The organism is Streptosporangium roseum DSM 43021, from assembly GCF_000024865.1.
Taxonomy (GTDB): domain Bacteria; phylum Actinomycetota; class Actinomycetes; order Streptosporangiales; family Streptosporangiaceae; genus Streptosporangium; species Streptosporangium roseum.
Genome location: NC_013595.1, coordinates 4399853 through 4419245 on the forward strand (window position 1 = coordinate 4399853; position 19393 = coordinate 4419245).

Below are 19393 nucleotides of genomic sequence, written 5' to 3' on the forward strand. Positions count from 1 at the left end.
GCATTTCATGCGGAACCTATCGGAAGGTCGCGCCGTCCACCTGCTGGACGTGGAGAACCTCGTAGGAAACGCGCGCCCCGCCACCAGAGACGTCCGGACCATGATGGCCCGCTACCACGAACGCGTCCCCACCGGAGGCATGGACCAGTATGTCGCCGCGGTCAACCACGGCGCCCTGGTCCCCGTCGGCCTGGCCCTGGCGGGGATCCAGCTCCTGGTCCGCTCCGGCCCCGACGGGGCCGACGGGGCGCTGGGCGAGGTGATCCGCCTGGACCACCTCGCCGACCGGTTCGAGCGCGTGGTCATCGGCTCCGGCGACGGCATCTTCGCCGACTTCGCCGGCTGGCTGTCCGGGCGGGGCGTCCTGGTCGTGGTGGTCTCCCGCCCGGAATCACTCAACCGCCGGCTCCGCCGTACGGCGGCCCAGGTCATCTCGCTGGACCTGGCGGCCTGACCGTCCGCGCCGCCCGGCCCGCGGGGGAGCGAGGCGTGGAGGCGCTCCGGGCGGCGGAGGATTATGATCTTTCCCCATGCGGACGCCGAACCCCCTCACATCCGTTGATCCCCGGCAGATCAGCCGATACCGGCTGATCGGTCGGCTGGGTGCCGGGGGGCAGGGCGTGGTCTACCTCGCCGAGGACCCCGCGGGCACGGCCGTGGCGATCAAGGTCCTGCACGCGATCGCCACGGCGGACCCCGAGCTCCACGCGCGCTTCGCCGCCGAGCTCGCGGCGGTCCAGCGGGTCGGCCCGCTCTGCGCGGCCCGGATCCTGGACGCCGACCTGGACGCACCCAGGCCGTACATCGTCAGCGAATACGTCGACGGTCCCAGCCTGCGCGCGGCGGTCGCCGAGCGGGGGCCGCTCGACGCCGACGCCGTACACCGGCTGGCGACGAACACCGCCACCGCCCTGGCCGCGATCCACGGCGCGGGGATCGTGCACCGCGATCTCAAGCCGGACAACGTGCTCCTCGGTCCCGACGGCCCGCGCCTCATCGACTTCGGCGTCGCCCGTACGGTGGGCATGACGATGACCGGGTCCGGCCAGATGCTGGGCACGCCGATGTACATGGCGCCGGAGATCTTCAAGGGCGAGCGGGCGGGCCCCGCGGCGGACGTCTTCGCCTGGGGCGCGGTCCTCGTCTACGCCGCGACCGGGCGGGCCGCGTTCGAGGCGGCCGAACCCGCCGCGGCCATGCATCGCGTCCTGGCCCTCGAACCCGATCTCAGCGGGCTCCCCAGCCGGCTCGGCCCGCTCGTGGCACGCGCCCTGGCGAAGGACCCCTCCCATCGTCCCGCGGCGATCGAGCTGCTCCACTCCCTGATCGGGGCGACCGGCCCGCTCCCCGCAGCCCCCCTCTCGCCCGGCGATCCCTCCGTCGGCCCGCCCGGTCCGGCGAGCCCGCTCGGTCCGTCCGGCGGCCCGGCCGGTGCCTCCGGGGCCACGGTGCCGCCGTCGAGCCGGGGCGGGGGCGCGCGGCGGCGCCGGGCCGTCTCCGTCGTGGCAGCGCTCGCGCTGGCGGCGGGCGGGCTCGCGCTGGGCCTTTCGCGGTGGGCGGGATCCGATCCCGGGGCGGGGCAGGCGCGCCCTCCCCTGAGCATGGCGGTCACCGCGGTCTCCTCCGCCTCTCCCCGGCAGGCATCCCCCGAGGCGGTCTCCTCCCCGCCCGTGCCGAAAAAGCACAGGCCCCCCGCCCCCGCCACGGAGCCGGCCTCCCGGACGACCGGGCACCCGCCGTCTCCGACGCCGACCGTGAAGGTCTCCCGGCAGGCCCGGCCGGACCGGACCCCCACAGTCGATCCGGAGCCGGAGGCCGAACCCGGGCACGATGAGACCCCGGAGCCGTTCCCGCGTGAGGCCGACGTGGTCCTGAGCAACCCCCTCGGACCGGACAGCAGGTGCAGCGACCCCCAGGACGGCCCCTCCGGCCTGCAGTTCCGCTCGTGCATCAGGGTCACCGCGGGACAGGTGCTGTTCAGCGTCAGACTGACCAACCCCGCCCCGAAGCCGTACGGCGCGGCCGTCCGGGTCTCCTGGTGGAGTGACGGGCGCACCCACGGATGCCTGCCCGACCCCGGCCCCTGGCGTGTCAAGGTGCCCGCCCGCGGGGTGACGGTCACCCCCGAGGGCCGGTGCGCGGCCGAGCGGACCGCCCGGCCGCTGGCCTACCAGACCGAGGTCACCGTCGGGTCGTCCGGCATGGACGACTGGTCGCAGCGCAAGTTGTCGCCGGTCGCCCATGTGTACCCCGACCACACGAAATTCACCTGCCTGGGCAAGCAGGCCTGCTGAACGGGCGCCGGGCGAAGGCGGTTCCCGGCCCGCTCCCAGACAATCCTCACGCTCCCCGTCCACCTTCGGCCACACGGCGCAGCACCGAAGGGAGAGGGCATGGAAGAGCACGACGAGGGGCGGCGGGTCAGCCGCCGGACGGCCCTGGCAGGGATCGGCACGATCGGGCTGGGAGCGATCCTCACGGCCTGCCCGCGGCGGTCTCCGGGAGGATCCAGGCGGGCAGGCCGGCCACGCTGACCATGCCGTCCGCGTCCACCGCCGCACTCACCTCGGCACCGGCGATCCGGAGCCCGCGCGCGGAGAGCGCGCCCAGGGGAGCGCCCGCGAGCGGGCGGAGCAGCACCCGGCCGGCGGGCACGTCGGGGTAGAGGCCCAGCGCGGCGTGCACGATCGTCACCGCGGCCGCGGCCGACCACGCCTGCGGGCGGCAGGCCGCGGGGTAGGACACGGGATGCCCGAGGGTCTCGCGGTCGTCGCCGCCGAACAGCTCCGGCAGCCGGTAGCCGAACGTCTCGCCCGCGGTGAGCAGCCCCCCGGCGAGTTCCGCCGCCTGCGCGCCGAACCCGGCCCGCGCCAGGCCGGCGACCACGATCGCGGTGTCGTGGGCCCAGATCGACCCGCAGTGGTAGGACAGCGGGCTGAACCCGCCCTCCTCCGCCGACATCGTACGCAGTCCGAAGCCGCCGGCCATCGCCGGTGAGACCAGCAGGGCGGCGACCTCGGCCTCCTCGGCGCCGGTGAGCAGGCCGGTGCCCAGCAGGTGCCCGATGTTGCTGGTCAGCGCGTCCACCGGGCGCTTGTCGCGGTCCAGGGCCAGCGCGGGGAACCTGCCCCGCGGGCCGTCCACCCAGAAGCGGGCGCGGAAGCGCTCGGCCAGCGCCGCGGAGTGCTCGCGCCAGCGCCCGGCGCCGGGACGGCCGAACGCCTCCAGCAGGTCCGCGGCCTGCCGGGCCGCCTGGTAGGCGTAGCCCTGCACCTCGACCAGGGCGATCGGCGGCTCGGCCTGGCGGCCGTCGTGGAAGCGCACCGCGTCGCCGGAGTCCTTCCAGCCCTGGTTGGCCAGTCCCCGGCCGCTGGTGTCGACGTACTCCACGAAGCCGTCGCCGTCGGGATCGGCGTGCTCGGCGAGCCAGCCGAGGGCGGCCTCCAGATGGGGCAGGAGCGCGGCCACCTCCGCCTCGGGCGCGCCCCAGCGCCAGGCGTCGTGCAGCAGGCTGATCCAGAGCGGGGTGGCGTCGACCGTGCCGTAGTAGGCGGCCGGCAGGCGCAGGTTGTCGCCCTCCAGGGCGAACTCGTGCCGCCGCAGCTCATGCATGATCTTCCCGGGTGCCTCGCCGGAGCCGGGGTCGAGCCGGGTGCCCTGCCGCCGGGCCAGCACCCGCAGGGTGCCCATGGCCAGCTCGGTGCCGAGCGGCAGCAGCATCCGGGCGGCCCAGATGCTGTCGCGCCCGAAGAGCGTGAGGAACCAGGGCACGCCGGCGCCGAGGAAGGCGTCGGCGGGGGCGCCCGTCTCGGCCAGCCGCAGCGACCGCAGGTCGTCCAGGGACTGCTCGAAGAGCCGGGTCAGCCGGCGGTCGGTGGCGGTGATCCGGGGCCCGCCCCGTTCGGTGACCCACTCGGCGGGGCGGGCGGGGGCGATCACCACGGCCTCCGGGTCGCGCACCGCGACGTCCCAGCGGAGCGTGGTCCGGCCGCGGGGTGCCAGCGTGACGGGCCAGCACAGCCGCCCCGCCCGTCCGGCCTCCGCCGGCTCGGCGTGCGCGTCCACGCCGGCCACCGTGACCCGGATGCCGCCCGAACCCCACGTCAGCTCGCCGGGCCCGCCGCCCGCGACGGCGGCCGGTGTGGTCTCACCCCCCGACTTCACCACCTCTATCGGGGCGAAGTCGCAGCTCAGGGCTAGGGTGATGGTAGCGGTGACAGGCCTGGAGGCGGTGGAGACGATCTCGATGCGCTCGCTCATTCCGCCCGGCACGACCTGCCGGACGCGGTGGATCCGGACGGTGGGGTCGGGGGAGGGGTCCCCCAGCCATCGCGCCAGCGCGACGAACCGGGCGCCGCCCGCCCCGTGCGGCGCGTAGCCGACGGCCTCGGGCTCCCGGCCGTCGATCTCCAGCCTGACCTGTGACAGCGCACGGGAGTCGGCGTGGAACAGGCCCTGGACGCCGGCCGGCCGGATCTGCCCGTCGCCGCCGCTCAGCGCGGTCGTCGGCGCCATGACGGCGCTGACGAGATCGTGCAGCAGCGGCTGGAGACGGTGGGCGGGGGCGGGGGCGGGGGGTTCGATCACCGTGACGGCCGGCGATGGGGATGTGGCTCCGTCGAGCACGGATGGCTCCCTGGGTCATGTCGAGCCGGTGAAGTCTTGACAGACCGTATCCCTCAGGTGCAGGTCACGACACACCCTCTTTACTTGAACGGTCTAATCATTAAATTTTCTTTACTTCGACGATCCAATCAAGTCATCTGCCGCTCCGCAGGTTCAGGTCCGGCATGATCATCGAACTTCCCCCTCCTTCGCCCGCACGCACACGAAGATCGGGAAATCACGATGAGACATCCGGGTGCCCGTACCGCCGCACTCGCCGCCGTCGCTGCGGCTGCCCTGCTGACCTCGGCGGCCTGCGGCAGCGGCTTCGACGGCCCCGCGGGCGGGAACACCGAGCAGAGCGGCGGCCCGGCGGCCCTGCGGATCCTCATCGGCTCCTCCGGCGACGCCGAGACCGCCGCGGTACGCTCGGCGGCCGGCGCCTGGGCCAAGGCGACGGGCAACACCGCGACGGTCACTCCCGCCCAGGACCTCTCCCAGCAGCTCGGCCAGGCCTTCGCCGGGAGCGACCCCCCGGACGTGTTCTACGTGGACGCCTCGCGCTTCGCCGACTACGCGAGCGTCGGGGCGCTGGAGCCGTACGGTGACAGGATCTCCGACTCCGGGGACTTCTACCCGAGCCTGCGCACCACCTTCAGCCACGACGGCGTCTTCTACTGCGCGCCGAAGGACTTCGCCACCCTGGCGCTGATCGTCAACGACGACCTGTGGAAGAAGGCCGGGCTGACCGGCGCGGACGTGCCCACCACCTGGGAGCAGCTCACCTCGGCGGCGGAGAGGATCAAGGCCGCGGGGGTCACCCCGCTGGTCGTCGGCGACACCCATGAGCGGATCGGGGCCTTCATGGTGCAGGCCGGGGGCTGGATCACCAGCGACGACGGCAGGCGGGCCACCGCCGACAGCGCCGCGAACGTCACCGCCCTGCAGTACGTGCGGGGCCTGCTCAAGGGCGGGCTCGCCCGGTTCCCCAAGCAGCTCGACGCCGGATGGGGCGGTGAGGCCTTCGGCAGGGGCAGGGCCGCGATGACCGTCGAGGGCAACTGGATCAGGGGGGCGATGAGAGCGGACCACCCCGGCGTCGCCTACACCGTCCACGAGCTGCCGGCCGGGCCGGCGGGCAAAGGCACGCTGTCCTTCACCACCTGCTGGGGCATAGCCGCCAAGAGCAGGCACAAGAAGCAGGCGATCAGCTTCGTCGAGGAGATGACCAGGGCCGGCCGGCAGATGGAGTTCGCCAGGGCGTTCGGCGTGATGCCCTCCCGCCGGTCCGCCAGGGCCGCCTTCACCGGGGAGTTCCCGGACGACACCCCGTTCGTGAACGGCGCCGACCACGCCCACGGCCCGGTGAACACCCCGAAGATGGCCAATGTGCTGGCCGACTTCGACGACGGCCTCCAGCAGCTCGCCTCCACCGACCCGAAGACGCTCCTGGCCCGCCTGCAGAAGAACACCCGGGCCGCGCTCGGCGACTGAAGCTGACCGGCGCGCGGTCCCGTCCGGTGCCGGGCCGGGGCGCGCGCCGGCGGAAAGGAGGCCGGCGTGGCCGGAACCACGGTCGGGACAGGCCGGCGCGCGCGCCGCCGTACCGGCGTGAACAGGGAGAACGTCGCCGGCTGGCTCTTCGTGGCGCCGGTGGTGGCGATCCTCGGCCTGTTCCTGCTGCTGCCGATCCTGATGGCCCTCTGGGTGAGCCTGACGGACTGGAACGGGCAGGGCAGCCCGTTCCGCGCCGGGGTGCCGTTCGTCGGGCTGGACAACTACACGGGGCTGTTCGCCAGGGACGACCTGAGCCGCCAGAACTTCATGATCAGCATCCGCAACACCTTCTACTACGTGATGATCGTCGTGCCCGCGCAGACGGTGCTGGCGCTCGGCCTGGCCCTGGTGGTGCACCGCCGGACGCTCAGGGGCAAGGCGTTCTTCCGCACCGCCTTCTACTTCCCGTCGGTGACCAGCTCGGTGGCGATCAGCGTCCTGTTCCTGTTCGTCTTCAGCGACTCCGGCGCGGTCACCCAGCTTCTGGCGATCATCGGCGTCGAGGGTCCGCAGTGGTTCTCCGACTCGCGTGGCCTGCTGCACCTGCTCCTGAGCGCCCTCGGCCTGGCCGACGTGGACGCGCCACCCCCGGTGCTGACCGGCGGCGGCCCGTTCGGGCTGTCGTGGTGGGAGTGGTTGTCGGGCCCCAGCGTGGCCATGTGCACGATCATCATGCTGGCCGTCTGGACCACCTCCGGCACGTTCATGCTGATGTTCCTCGCCGCCCTGCAGGACATTCCGGTGGCGCTGGAGGAGGCGAGCATGCTGGACGGCGCCGGCCGCCGGCAGCGCCTGCGGCACGTGACGCTGCCGGTGCTCAGGCCGACGCTGTTCCTCGTGCTCACCCTCGGGCTGATCGCCACCTGGCAGGTTTTCGACCAGGTGTACGTGATGAGCCAGGGCGGCCCGGCGAAGACCACGCTGACCCCGGCCTACCTGTCCTACCGGACCGCCTTCCGCGACTTCGACTACGGCTCGGGAGCGGCGATTTCGTTCGTCCTGTTCCTGCTCATCGTGCTGCCGGCGGTGCTCCGGCGGTGGGTGACGCGCGGCCGCGACGCGGTCCGCGACCGCCGCCGGCCGCGCCCGGGAAGATCATGACGCCCCCGGCCGCGGACCGGAGCGCCCCCGCCCGTACGGCGGGCCGCCCCCGAGGCGCCGGAGCGGACGCCCGCGCGCTGGCCTCCGCCTTCGCCGGGTACGCCGTACTGGTCTTCTCCGCGCTGGTCTTCCTCTACCCGTTCGTCATCCAGGTCGCCAACGCCTTCAAGACCGAGCCCGACGCCGCGGCCAACCCGCTCTCCCCGATACCGGACCCGGTGTCGACGGCCGGGTTCGAACGGGTGTTCCTCGACACCGGCATGCCGCTCTGGCTGGGCAACTCGGTGCTGGTGACCCTCGTCGTCACCGCCGGCCGGGTCTTCCTGGACTCCCTGGCCGGCTACGCCCTGGCCCGGCTGCGCTTCCGCGGGCGGCGGGCGCTGTTCTCGGCGATCGTCGCGGTGATGGCGGTCCCGGGAGTGGTGCTCTTCATCCCGAAGTTCCTCGTCCTCAACCAGCTCGGCATCTACGACAGCTACACGGCGCTGATCGTGCCGGTGATCGCGGACGCGGCCGGGGTCTTCATCATGAAGCAGTTCTTCGAGTCGATCCCGGTCAGCGTGGAGGAGGCCGCCCGGATCGACGGGGCCGGGGTGTTCCGCACCTTCTGGTCGGTGGTGCTGCCGATGGCGCGGCCCGCCCTGATCACGCTGACGATCATCTCCTTCCAGGGCACCTGGAACGAGTTCCCGCACACCCTGGTGGCGGTGCAGGACCCGAGCCTGTTCACCCTGCCGCGTGGGCTGGCCGACCTGGTCAGCGGATCCCTCGGGGCGGGCACCCGGTATCCGCTCAAACTCGGCGCGGCGGTGCTCGCCACCATCCCGGTGGCGGTCGTCTTCGTGGTCTTCCAGCGCTACTTCGTCCGCAGGGCCAACGAGGGCGCGGAGAAGGGGTAGCGCCGGCGACCCCGTGCCAGGCGACCCCGTGCCGGCGGCCGTGGAACCGCCGGTCGCCGGCCCGGAAGCCTCAGGCCCCGATCTCCGTGCGGTCGCCGGACCACAGGGTGTGGAAGGAGCCCTCCCGGTCCGTCCGCTGGTAGGTGTGCGCGCCGAAGAAGTCCCGCTGGCCCTGGATCAGGGCCGCGGGCAGGCGCTCGGCCCGCAGGGAGTCGTAGTAGGCCAGCGCGGTCGAGAAACCGGGCGCCGGGATGCCCAGCTCCGCCGCCTTCGCCACCACCCGCCGCCACGAATCCTGCGCCAGGCCCAGGGCCTCGGCGAACAGGGGGGCGGTCAGCAGGGTCACGGGCGGGGTCTCCCCCTCGTAGGCCTCACGGATGCGGTCGAGGAAGACGGCCCGGATGATGCAGCCGCCGCGCCAGATCGTGGCCAGCGAGCCCGGGTCCACGTCCCAGCCGTACTCCGCGCTCCCGGCCCTGATCTGGTCGAACCCCTGCGCGTAAGCGATGATCTTCGATGCGTACAGCGCCCGCCGCACGTCCTCCGCGAACCCCTCGCCGACCGGCCCGGCCGGCACGCCCGAGGGGCCGGGCAGGCCGCGCGCGGCCTCCCGCAGATCCGCGTGACCGGAGACCGAGCGGGCGAACACCGCCTCGGCGATGCCGCTCACCGGGACGCCCAGATCCAGCGCGATCTGCACCGTCCACCGGCCGGTGCCCTTCTGCTCGGCCCGGTCGGCGATGACGTCCACGAGCGGTCTGCCGGTGGTGGCGTCGACCTGCCGGAGCACCTCGGCGGTGATCTCGATGAGGTAGGAGGACAGCTCGCCCTTGTTCCACTCCTCGAAGACGTCGGCGAGCTCCGCCGGGCTCAGGCCGAGCCCCTGCCTGAGCAGGTCGTAGGCCTCGGCGATGAGCTGCATGTCGGCGTACTCGATGCCGTTGTGCACCATCTTGACGAAGTGCCCGGCGCCGTCGGGGCCGATGTGGGTACAGCAGGGCACGCCGTCCACCTTCGCGGCGATGTCCTCCAGCAGCGGGCCCAGCGCCTCGTAGGACTCCCGGGAGCCGCCCGGCATGATGCTCGGTCCGAGCAGCGCCCCCTCCTCGCCGCCGGACACCCCCGCCCCGACGAAGTGGATGCCCCGCTCGCGCAGCGCCGCCTCCCGCCTGCGGGTGTCGAGGAAGTGCGCGTTCCCGCCGTCCACGAGCATGTCGCCCGGCTCCAGCAGGGGGGCGAACTCCTCGATCACCGCGTCGGTCGGGGCGCCCGCTTTCACCATGATGAGGATGCGCCGGGGGCGCTCCAGCGCCGCGACCAGCTCCTCCGGAGTCTCACAGGCGACGAACGTGCCCTCGTCCCCGTGCTGCTCCATCAGTGCCTTGGTCCGGGACTGCGACCTGTTGTGTACGGCTACTGCGTGTCCGTGTCTTGCCAGGTTGCGGGCGAGGTTCGCGCCCATGACCGCCAAGCCGGTAACACCGATCTGTGCCTGAGCCATTCTCTGATACCCCCTTCGGTTCCAAGAATGTCAGGTCCCATTCCTGGAGGGTCGCCGGCGGGGCGGCCGAGGACGTCACGCCAGATCAGGCACCGGGCGAGGCCGGCCCGGGGTGGCTCAGGATGGTTCGGGGTGGTTCGGGCCGGCTCAGGGACGGAAGACGGTGCCCGGTTTCTCCGAGCCGAGCACTCCTCCCAGGCAGCGGTAGGTCCGCACGCCCAGCTCGAACTGCTCCTTCGACGGCGGCAGGACCGTGCTGTGCCACCTGCCCGAGCCGATCGCGCGGGCGTCGCCGTACCGGGAGGCGAGCAGGACCTGCGACGCGCACACCTTCTTCACCACCGGGTGCTTCTCCAGGGCCGCGTAATCGTGGGTGAGGGAGTCCACCGGCAGCGGGGCGATCGCGAAGGTCTCCCAGGAGTGCGACTCCTCGCAGCCGATCCGCTTGGCCGTCGCGTCACCCGAGATCACGACGAGGCCGCCCCAGCACTCGGCCTCCTTCACGCAGGCGGCCTGAGCGCCCGGCACCCCGGCGGCCGGACAGGCGGCCGTGACGGTGTCGACCTTCCCGGCCTCCGTGCCCGTACCGGGCTTGCCGATCTCGCCGGCCGTGTCCTGCCGCTGACCGGCGGGCGGCTCCCGGTCGCGGTTCTCCAGGAACATCACCCCGGCCCCGGCCAGCAGCAGGATCGTGAAGGCCACGGCCACCGCGACGAACACGCGGGAGTTCGACGTGCCCGGGGACGGGGCGCCCGCCGCCCGTGCTCCGGTGGTCGCCAGGTCCCGCGCTCCCGGAGAGGTCAGGTGCGCGCGCACCGGATCCCTGCCCGCCGCGCCCACCGCGCCCGCCGAGCGCGCCGGCGGCATGCCGTACGGCGAGGGCGGACCGGTCAACGGCGCCGCGGGGGGAGCGGCGGGAACGGAAGGAACGGAGGGGACGGGGCGCGGGGCGGCCGGCCGGGACGCCTGGGCGGCACGGTCCAGACGAAGGTCGGTGAGGGCGTCCCGCAGCGCCGCCACGGAGGGGGTGCGCCGGGCCGGGTCGCTGGCCATGGCCTGCCGGAGCACCTCGGTGAACTCCGCCGGCACATCCGGGATCTCGGGGACGGGCAGGCGGTGCAGGGCCATGATGACGGCGATGTTGGCCACGCCGCTCTCGGGGAAGCGCGGCGGGCGGCCCGACAGCAGCGCGTAGAGCGTGGCGGCGAGGGAGTAGACGTCCCCGGCGGTGGTGGGCTCGGTCAGCTCGAACGCCTCGGGCGGGGCATAGGCGGGGGTGAGCGACTCGCGCGTCACCGAGACCTCGCCGCCCGCGGACGGCATGGTGGCCAGGCCGAAGTCGGAGAGCACGACGTTGCCGTACCGGTTGATCAGGATGTTGGCGGGCTTGATGTCGCGGTGCAGCACCCCGGCGGCGTGCGCGGCGGACAGCGCGTCCGCGATCCGGGCGCCGATGTCGGCCACCTCGGCCGGGGCCAGCCGCCCCTCGGCCCGCATCCGGTCCAGCAGCGACCCGCCCGGGCACAGTTCCAGCACCATGTACGGCCGGCCGTCGGGCAGCACCCCGGCGTCATAGACGTGGGCGACGTGCGGGTGCCCGGAGAGCGCTCCCGCGGAGGTGACCTCGCGCATGAAGCGGCGCCTGTCCCGCTCCGAGACCAGCACCCGGTTGTCGACCTTGAGCGCGACCTCGCGCTCCACCGCCAACTGCCTGGCCCGGTAGACGATTCCGAAACCGCCCTGCCCGAGCACGCCGGACACCTCGTAGCCCGGCACCGTCACGGCACCTGCTTCGGCCACCCGCCACCTCCTGGAGAGATCGGCAGATTACCGGACTTATGACGACGAAGGTCGTCGCTTCCCAGCGTTCAGTGGGCAGAGGCGACCGCCGGGCCGGCGGGGCGATCCACGCGCCTGCCCGGTGCGGTCCTCCTGGCGGGGGCGATCCCCCTGGTGATCGCGGTCCCTCCGGTGATCACGGGCTGGATCGCCGGACTTCAGGCGGGCGGCGACGCGTCGCCGGCGAGGTCGGCCAGCAGGGCGTCCCAGCGCGCGCCCACGGCGTCGAGGTCGTAACGGGCGGCCGTGCGCACCGCGTTGCCGCCCAGCGTGCCGCGCAACCGCCGGTCCTCGATCAGGCGGCAGACGGCCTCGGCCAGATCCTGTGCCTTCTTGGTACGCACGAGCAGCCCGTCGTGCTCGTCGGTGATGATCTCCCTGGGACCGTGCGGGCAGTCGAAGCTCACCACGGGCACGCCCTTGCTCATCGCCTCCAGGATCGTCATGCCGAACCCCTCGTAGCGCGAGCTGACGACGTAGATCGACGACTTGGCCAGCTCGACCCCGATCTCCGGAGAACTGCCCATCAGGAACACCCGGTCCGCCAGACCCGCGTCCTCGATCCTGGTGCGGAGCTTCGTCTCGGCCTTCGCCGTACCGCCGCCGTAGATGCGCAGCACCCAGTCCGGATGCGCCGCCGCGACGTGTGCCCACGCCCTGACCAGACGGTCGAAGCCCTTGGCGTGCACCAGCCTGCCGATGGCGATGACGACCTTCTCCTCCAGAGGGGAGATGTCACCGGCCAGGTGGGGCAGGGCGTTGGGGATGCGCAGCAGCCGTCCCGGCGGATCGGCCCGCAGCGTCCTGGCGTACTGGCGCAGATCGGCGTCGGTGAGGGTCACGAAGGCGTCCAGCCTGCCGTACCGCCTCTTGATGAGCCGCCGGATCTCGGGGGAGTGGACGTCCAGGGCCACGTGCTCCTGGCCGACCGTGAGGACTCCCGGAGGCGCGAACAGCGCGGTGACCAGGTTGAACCCCGGCCGGGTGGAGATCACCACGCCGGTGCGCATGGACCGCAGGAAGGCGACCAGGCGCAGGTCGGTCCAGAGGGTGAGCGCGTGGTAGACGTTCTCCTGCTCCGGGACCAGCAGGCTCGGGAAGCGCGACAGCATCCGGGCGAGCCGGCCGCGGGGCCTGGTCCTGTCATCCAGGAACGACACCCGCACGCCGGGAGGCATCGGGAAGAAGGGCTCCTCCGCCGTCCGGACCACGCTGACGATCTCCACGTCGCGCTCCCGCGCCAGGTACGCGGCGAGGTTGAGCACGGTCCGGATGGTTCCGCCCATCCCGTAGGCGTGCTGCAGCACGATGCGGACCGTTCCCGTGTCCGGCGCGGGCGCACGCCGTGCCCGTCTCCCGTTGAGTCTCCTCAGCAGCCACAGTGCCCCGCGCCTGACCGCCCCGCGCATCTTCCCCGACAATTGAGAGCCCCCTTCTCAACCGCTTTCACCGCCGTACGGCTCGCTCCGGACGGAGGTTTCACCCTGCCCGGGAGCGCGTTGGATATGTGTAAGCCCCTCTTTTTTGGGACTTTTGGGACAGAACGCGAACCGTGGGCCCGTCCGAACGGCCGGCGATCGGGGCCATCGACGCCTCCGGGCATCTCCCGCCTATGCTGTTTCCCTCTGAGAGGGGAAGAGCGGTGAGCGGACGGGATCCCGACAGGCGGCGGGCGCTGCTGGACGCCGCGGACCGGGTGATCAGGCGGGAGGGGCCGGAGGCGTCGATGGCCTCGATCGCCGCCGAGGCGGGGATCACCAAACCCATCCTCTACCGGCATTTCGGCGACAAGAGCGGGCTCTACCAGGCCCTCGCCAACCGGCACGTCCGCACCGTGGTCAGCCTGCTGCGCCCGGAGTTCGACCGGGACAGGACGGACCTGCGCAGCCGTGCCCGGTCGACCATCACCGCCTATCTCGACATGATCGCCGCGAACCTCAACCTCTACCGTTTCCTGTTCCACCGGGCCGGCGCCGAGGACAGCCGTACCCACTCCCAGATGACCGCGATCGTGCGCAGCCTCGGTGAGGAGCTCGGCGCGGTGATCGCCGCGGAGTCCGCGGTCCCTGACCCGGTCCGTGCCCAGGTGCTGGGGCACGCCTTCGTCGGCATGGTCCAGGCCACCGGTGACTGGTGGCTGGAGCACCCCGAGGTGGACCGGGCGGAGGTCGTCGAGGGACTGGTCAGCGTGGTCGTCGCGACGATGTCCGCCACGCTGCCCCGCTGACCGGTTGTCAGTCCCGGCCGACGCGGTCGATTTGACGAGGTGGACCGGGGTCCATAAAGTTCACCAGGCCTGAGGGAGTCGGCGGCAGCGCCAAGATCTCAGGAACCCTCTCTGATCACATCCGCTCATTGAGATCATTGTGTCTCGATGAGGTCCGATTCGACACGAACCGGACAACGGAGTAAGTTAGAAGGGTTGCTCCGGAAACGGGGCGGTCGGAATTCCGGTAAGTCCAGCTAGATCAAGTCAAGTGGTTCCAAACGAGCCGGTTTGACACGAAAAAGCGGGCCTGAAAGAATAAAGACACAACGGAACGAACGAAACGCCCCGAAGTCGGGACCACGGTCACGGCGACGGAGAACGCGTCCGTTTCTTGAGAACTCAACAGTGTGTTAAAAGCCAGTGCATGAAGCACAACCCCGTCCAACCCATTTTTAGTGGGGGACGGATTCCTTTGGTTGATACATCCGATGCGAATCGGGTGCTTTCAGCTGGGAAAACCTTTCAAACATTGTTTGGAGAGTTTGATCCTGGCTCAGGACGAACGCTGGCGGCGTGCTTAACACATGCAAGTCGAGCGGAAAGGCCCTTCGGGGTACTCGAGCGGCGAACGGGTGAGTAACACGTGAGTAACCTGCCCCTGACTCTGGGATAAGCCCGGGAAACTGGGTCTAATACCGGATACGACCACTTCTCGCATGGGATGGTGGTGGAAAGTTTTTTCGGTTGGGGATGGACTCGCGGCCTATCAGCTTGTTGGTGGGGTAACGGCCTACCAAGGCGACGACGGGTAGCCGGCCTGAGAGGGCGACCGGCCACACTGGGACTGAGACACGGCCCAGACTCCTACGGGAGGCAGCAGTGGGGAATATTGCGCAATGGGCGAAAGCCTGACGCAGCGACGCCGCGTGGGGGATGACGGCCTTCGGGTTGTAAACCTCTTTCAGCAGGGACGAAGTTGACGTGTACCTGCAGAAGAAGCGCCGGCTAACTACGTGCCAGCAGCCGCGGTAATACGTAGGGCGCAAGCGTTGTCCGGAATTATTGGGCGTAAAGAGCTCGTAGGTGGCTTGTCACGTCGGGTGTGAAAGCTTGGGGCTTAACTCCAGGTCTGCATTCGATACGGGCTGGCTAGAGGTAGGTAGGGGAGAACGGAATTCCTGGTGTAGCGGTGAAATGCGCAGATATCAGGAGGAACACCGGTGGCGAAGGCGGTTCTCTGGGCCTTACCTGACGCTGAGGAGCGAAAGCGTGGGGAGCGAACAGGATTAGATACCCTGGTAGTCCACGCTGTAAACGTTGGGCGCTAGGTGTGGGGACCTTCCACGGTTTCCGCGCCGTAGCTAACGCATTAAGCGCCCCGCCTGGGGAGTACGGCCGCAAGGCTAAAACTCAAAGGAATTGACGGGGGCCCGCACAAGCGGCGGAGCATGTTGCTTAATTCGACGCAACGCGAAGAACCTTACCAAGGCTTGACATCGCCCGGAAACACTCAGAGATGGGTGCCTCTTCGGATCGGGTGACAGGTGGTGCATGGCTGTCGTCAGCTCGTGTCGTGAGATGTTGGGTTAAGTCCCGCAACGAGCGCAACCCTTGTTCAATGTTGCCAGCACGCTCCTTCGGGGGTGGTGGGGACTCATTGGAGACTGCCGGGGTCAACTCGGAGGAAGGTGGGGATGACGTCAAGTCATCATGCCCCTTATGTCTTGGGCTGCAAACATGCTACAATGGCCGGTACAGAGGGTTGCGATACCGTGAGGTGGAGCGAATCCCAAAAAGCCGGTCTCAGTTCGGATTGGGGTCTGCAACTCGACCCCATGAAGTCGGAGTCGCTAGTAATCGCAGATCAGCAACGCTGCGGTGAATACGTTCCCGGGCCTTGTACACACCGCCCGTCACGTCACGAAAGTCGGCAACACCCGAAGCCCGTGGCCCAACCAGCTTGTCTGGGGGGAGCGGTCGAAGGTGGGGCTGGCGATTGGGACGAAGTCGTAACAAGGTAGCCGTACCGGAAGGTGCGGCTGGATCACCTCCTTTCTAAGGAGCATCGACTGCGGCCACCTGGTGGTCCGTGGTCCATGTCATGTCTGCAGGCGAACGTTCTGCACGTGACGCGCTCATTAGTGGAGCACTGGCTACTCAACCGGACCGCATTCGCCGGGCCGCTAGTACCGCCTGTCTCTTCTTCGGAGGAGCTGGGAGTGGGAACGCCGGCTGCGGAGGGTCGGACTGGTTGGACACACTGTTGGGTCCTGAGGAAACGGACCGGGCGGGCCCGCTGAGGCGGGCTTGCTGTCTGTTTGACCTCGTGCGGGACCGGCCTTCTGTCAGACCGGCTCATCTTCAGGGTGGGTGTCTGGTGGCGGAGTGGGTTTGGTCGCTGTTTGTTGTTTGAGATTTGCATAGTGGACGCGAGCATCTTTGTGGCCAAGTTTTTTAGGGCACACGGTGGATGCCTTGGCATCAGGAGCCGATGAAGGACGTGGGAGGCTGCGTTAAGCCCCGGGGAGTCGCCAACCTGACTTTGATCCGGGGATGTCCGAATGGGGAAACCTAGCACCAGTCATGTGGTGTTGCCTCCGCCTGAATGTATAGGGCGGTTGGTGGTAACGCGGGGAAGTGAAACATCTCAGTACCCGTAGGAAGAGAAAACAATTTAGTGATTCCGTGAGTAGTGGTGAGCGAAAGCGGAAGAGGCTAAACCGTATGCGTGTGATAGCCGGCAGGCGTTGCGTGTGCGGGGTTGTGGGACCCTCTGGGAGAGGCTGCCGCTTCTCCAAGCAGTGAGAAATCGATGGGATAGCCGAAGTTTCTGGGAAGTTGCGCCGTAGACCGTGAGAGCCGGGTAGGCGAAATCTTGTCGACTGTTTGAGGGGATCCCAAGTAGCACGGGGCCCGAGAAATCCTGTGTGAATCTGCCAGGACCACCTGGTAAGCCTAAATACTCCCTGATGACCGATAGTGAACAAGTACCGTGAGGGAAAGGTGAAAAGCGCCCCGGTGAGGGGTCGTGAAATAGTACCTGAAACCGTGTGCCTACAAGCCGTAGGAGCGTAAACAGGCTTGCCTGTTTGTGATGTGACTGCGTGCCTTTTGAAGAATGAGCCTGCGAGTTATGGTGTGTGGCGAGGTTAACCCGTGTGGGGGAGCCGTAGCGAAAGCGAGTCTGAATAGGGCGTTTGAGTCGCATGCTGTAGACCCGAAGCGGAGTGATCTAGGCATGGGCAGGTTGAAGCGCGGGTAAGACCGCGTGGAGGACCGAACCCACCAGGGTTGAAAACCTGGGGGATGACCTGTGTTTAGGGGTGAAAGGCCAATCAAACTCCGTGATAGCTGGTTCTCCCCGAAATGCATTTAGGTGCAGCGTTGCGTGTTTCTTGCCGGAGGTAGAGCACTGGATGGCTAATGGGCCCGACAAGGTTACTGACGTCAGCCAAACTCCGAATGCCGGTAAGTGAGAGCGCAGCAGTGAGACTGCGGGGGATAAGCTCCGTAGTCGAGAGGGAAACAGCCCAGACCACCGACTAAGGCCCCTAAGCGTGTGCTAAGTGGGAAAGGATGTGGAGTCGCAGTGACAACCAGGAGGTTGGCTTAGAAGCAGCCATCCTTGAAAGAGTGCGTAATAGCTCACTGGTCAAGTGATTCCGCGCCGACAATGTAGCGGGGCTCAAGTACACCGCCGAAGTCGTGGCATTCACGCATTAACCGAGCCTTTGTGGTTTAGGTGTGTGGATGGGTAGGGGAGCGTCGTGCGGCCGGCGAAGCAGCAGAGTGATCTAGTTGTGGAGGCCGTGCGAGTGAGAATGCAGGCATGAGTAGCGAATCAGAAGTGAGAAACTTCTGCGCCGGATGACCAAGGGTTCCTGGGCCAGGCTAATCCGCCCAGGGTAAGTCGGGACCTAAGGCGAGGCCGACAGGCGTAGTCGATGGACAACGGGTTGATATTCCCGTACCCGCTACGATGCGCCAATACTGAATCCAGTGATACTAAGGGTCCTTAACTCGGTTGTCCCTTCGGGGACGGCGTCAGAGTGAACGCCTGGCCTGATCTGGTAGTAGGTAAGCGATGGGGTGACGCAGGAAGGTAGCCCAGCCCAGGCGATGGTAGTCCTGGGGTAAGCATGTAGGGAGAGAGGTAGGCAAATCCGCCTCTCATGTATCCTGAGATGTGATGCCGAGCCGATTGTGGCGAAGTGGGTGATCCTATTCTGCCGAGAAAAGCCTCTAGTGAGTGTCGTGGCGGCCCGTACCCGAAACCGACTCAGGTGGTCAGGTAGAGAATACCAAGGCGATCGGGTGAACTGTGGTTAAGGAACTCGGCAAATTGCCCCCGTAACTTCGGGAGAAGGGGGGCCTTCGCTGGTGATGAGTCTTGCACTCGGAGCTGGTGGGGGTCGCAGAGGCCAGGGGGAAGCGACTGTTTACTAAAAACACAGGTCCGTGCGAAGTCGTAAGACGATGTATACGGACTGACGCCTGCCCCGGTGCTGGAACGTTAAGGGGACCGGTTAGCTGCAGTAATGTGGCGAAGCTGAGAACTTAAGCGCCAGTAAACGGCGGTGGTAACTATAACCATCCTAAGGTAGCGAAATTCCTTGTCGGGTAAGTTCCGACCTGCACGAATGGCGTAACGACTTCCCCGCTGTCTCAACCGCAGACCCGGCGAAATTGCACTACGAGTAAAGATGCTCGTTACGCGCAGCAGGACGGAAAGACCCCGGGACCTTCACTACAGCTTGACATTGGCGTTTGGAACGTCTTGTGTAGGATAGGTGGGAGACTGTGAAGCTGTCACGCTAGTGGCGGTGGAGTCATTGGTGAAATACCACTCTGGTCGTTTTGAACGTCTAACTTCGGTCCGTGATCCGGATCAGGGACAGTGTCTGGTGGGTAGTTTAACTGGGGCGGTTGCCTCCTAAAGAGTAACGGAGGCGCCCAAAGGTTCCCTCAGCCTGGTTGGCAATCAGGTGTCGAGTGTAAGTGCACAAGGGAGCTTGACTGTGAGACCGACGGGTCGAGCAGGAGCGAAAGCTGGGACTAGTGATCCGGCGGTGGCTTGTGGAAGCGCCGTCGCTCAACGGCTAAAAGGTACCCCGGGGATAACAGGCTGATCTTCCCCAAGAGTCCATATCGACGGGATGGTTTGGCACCTCGATGTCGGCTCGTCGCATCCTGGGGCTGGAGTAGGTCCCAAGGGTTGGGCTGTTCGCCCATTAAAGCGGTACGCGAGCTGGGTTTAGAACGTCGCGAGACAGTTCGGTCCCTATCCGCTGCGCGCGCAGGAGACTTGAAAGGAGCTGTCCCTAGTACGAGAGGACCGGGACGGACGAACCTCTGGTGTGCCAGTTGTTCCGCCAGGAGCACGGCTGGTTGGCTACGTTCGGAAGGGATAACCGCTGAAAGCATCTAAGCGGGAAGCTCGCCTTGAGATGAGGTCTCCCACCACGTGAGTGGGTAAGGCCCCCAATAGACGATTGGGTTGATAGGCCGGAGGTGGAAGCACAGTAATGTGTGGAGCTGACCGGTACTAATAGGCCGAGGACTTGACCACAAAGCATAAGCTTGGTTTCTGCAGCGCTCTGTCCCTTCGCCGGGTCCGGAGCAGCGCGAAACCAAGGTTCTTGCCCGCGTCCACTATGCAATTCTGAAACAGCAAGCACCGTG

Annotated in this window: 10 protein-coding genes and 2 rRNA genes; 8 read left to right on the plus strand and 4 right to left on the minus strand. The window is 68.3% G+C overall.

Annotation, left to right across the window (positions count from 1 at the left end):
• Window positions 1–7: 7 nt before the first annotated feature.
• Window positions 8–454, plus strand: coding sequence for a PIN domain-containing protein (locus SROS_RS46060; protein ID WP_012890605.1), 447 nt, complete (start codon window positions 8–10; stop codon window positions 452–454).
• A 76-nt stretch (window positions 455–530) separates the two neighbouring features.
• A complete protein-coding gene (locus SROS_RS19185) occupies window positions 531–2294 on the plus strand; it encodes a serine/threonine protein kinase (RefSeq protein WP_012890606.1) in 1764 nt (587 codons plus the stop codon).
• Window positions 2295–2475: 181 nt separating this feature from the next.
• Here the strand turns inward: SROS_RS19185 and SROS_RS19190 are convergent, their stop codons facing one another.
• Window positions 2476–4626, minus strand: coding sequence for an amylo-alpha-1,6-glucosidase (locus SROS_RS19190; RefSeq protein WP_012890607.1), 2151 nt, complete (start codon window positions 4624–4626; stop codon window positions 2476–2478).
• A 222-nt stretch (window positions 4627–4848) separates the two neighbouring features.
• Here SROS_RS19190 and SROS_RS19195 point away from each other — a divergent pair, with 222 nt between their 5' ends.
• The 3 genes from SROS_RS19195 (at window position 4849) to SROS_RS19205 (ending at window position 8162) form a co-directional block, all read left to right on the plus strand.
• Window positions 4849–6099, plus strand: coding sequence for a sugar ABC transporter substrate-binding protein (locus SROS_RS19195; protein WP_012890608.1), 1251 nt, complete (start codon window positions 4849–4851; stop codon window positions 6097–6099).
• 66 nt (window positions 6100–6165) lie between these two features.
• Window positions 6166–7263, plus strand: a complete 1098-nt coding sequence (locus SROS_RS19200) for a carbohydrate ABC transporter permease (RefSeq protein ID WP_012890609.1) — start codon at window positions 6166–6168, stop codon at window positions 7261–7263.
• On the plus strand, window positions 7260–8162 hold the full coding sequence (locus tag SROS_RS19205) for a carbohydrate ABC transporter permease (RefSeq protein WP_012890610.1): 903 nt from the start codon (window positions 7260–7262) through the stop codon (window positions 8160–8162). The genes SROS_RS19200 and SROS_RS19205 overlap by 4 nt, the downstream gene beginning before the upstream one ends.
• 70 nt (window positions 8163–8232) lie before the next feature.
• Here the strand turns inward: SROS_RS19205 and gndA are convergent, their stop codons facing one another.
• The 3 genes from gndA to SROS_RS19220 form a co-directional block, all read right to left on the minus strand.
• Window positions 8233–9663, minus strand: a complete 1431-nt coding sequence (gene gndA, locus SROS_RS19210) for an NADP-dependent phosphogluconate dehydrogenase (RefSeq protein WP_012890611.1) — start codon at window positions 9661–9663, stop codon at window positions 8233–8235.
• Window positions 9664–9810: 147 nt separating this feature from the next.
• A complete protein-coding gene (locus SROS_RS19215) occupies window positions 9811–11463 on the minus strand; it encodes a serine/threonine-protein kinase (protein WP_012890612.1) in 1653 nt (550 codons plus the stop codon).
• Between the two features lie 197 nt (window positions 11464–11660).
• Complete coding sequence (locus SROS_RS19220; RefSeq protein WP_245564676.1) at window positions 11661–12809, minus strand: glycosyltransferase family 4 protein; 1149 nt, start codon at window positions 12807–12809, stop codon at window positions 11661–11663.
• A gap of 335 nt (window positions 12810–13144) precedes the next feature.
• Here SROS_RS19220 and SROS_RS19225 point away from each other — a divergent pair, with 335 nt between their 5' ends.
• The 3 genes from SROS_RS19225 (at window position 13145) to SROS_RS19235 (ending at window position 19280) form a co-directional block, all read left to right on the plus strand.
• Window positions 13145–13729 (plus strand): TetR/AcrR family transcriptional regulator, encoded by a 585-nt coding sequence (locus SROS_RS19225; RefSeq protein ID WP_012890614.1) that lies wholly within the window; start codon window positions 13145–13147, stop codon window positions 13727–13729.
• Window positions 13730–14241: 512 nt separating this feature from the next.
• A 16S ribosomal RNA gene (locus SROS_RS19230) occupies window positions 14242–15766 on the plus strand.
• Between the two features lie 388 nt (window positions 15767–16154).
• Window positions 16155–19280, plus strand: a 23S ribosomal RNA gene (locus SROS_RS19235).
• Together the 16S and 23S rRNA genes form the textbook arrangement of a ribosomal RNA operon.
• Window positions 19281–19393: the final 113 nt, after the last annotated feature.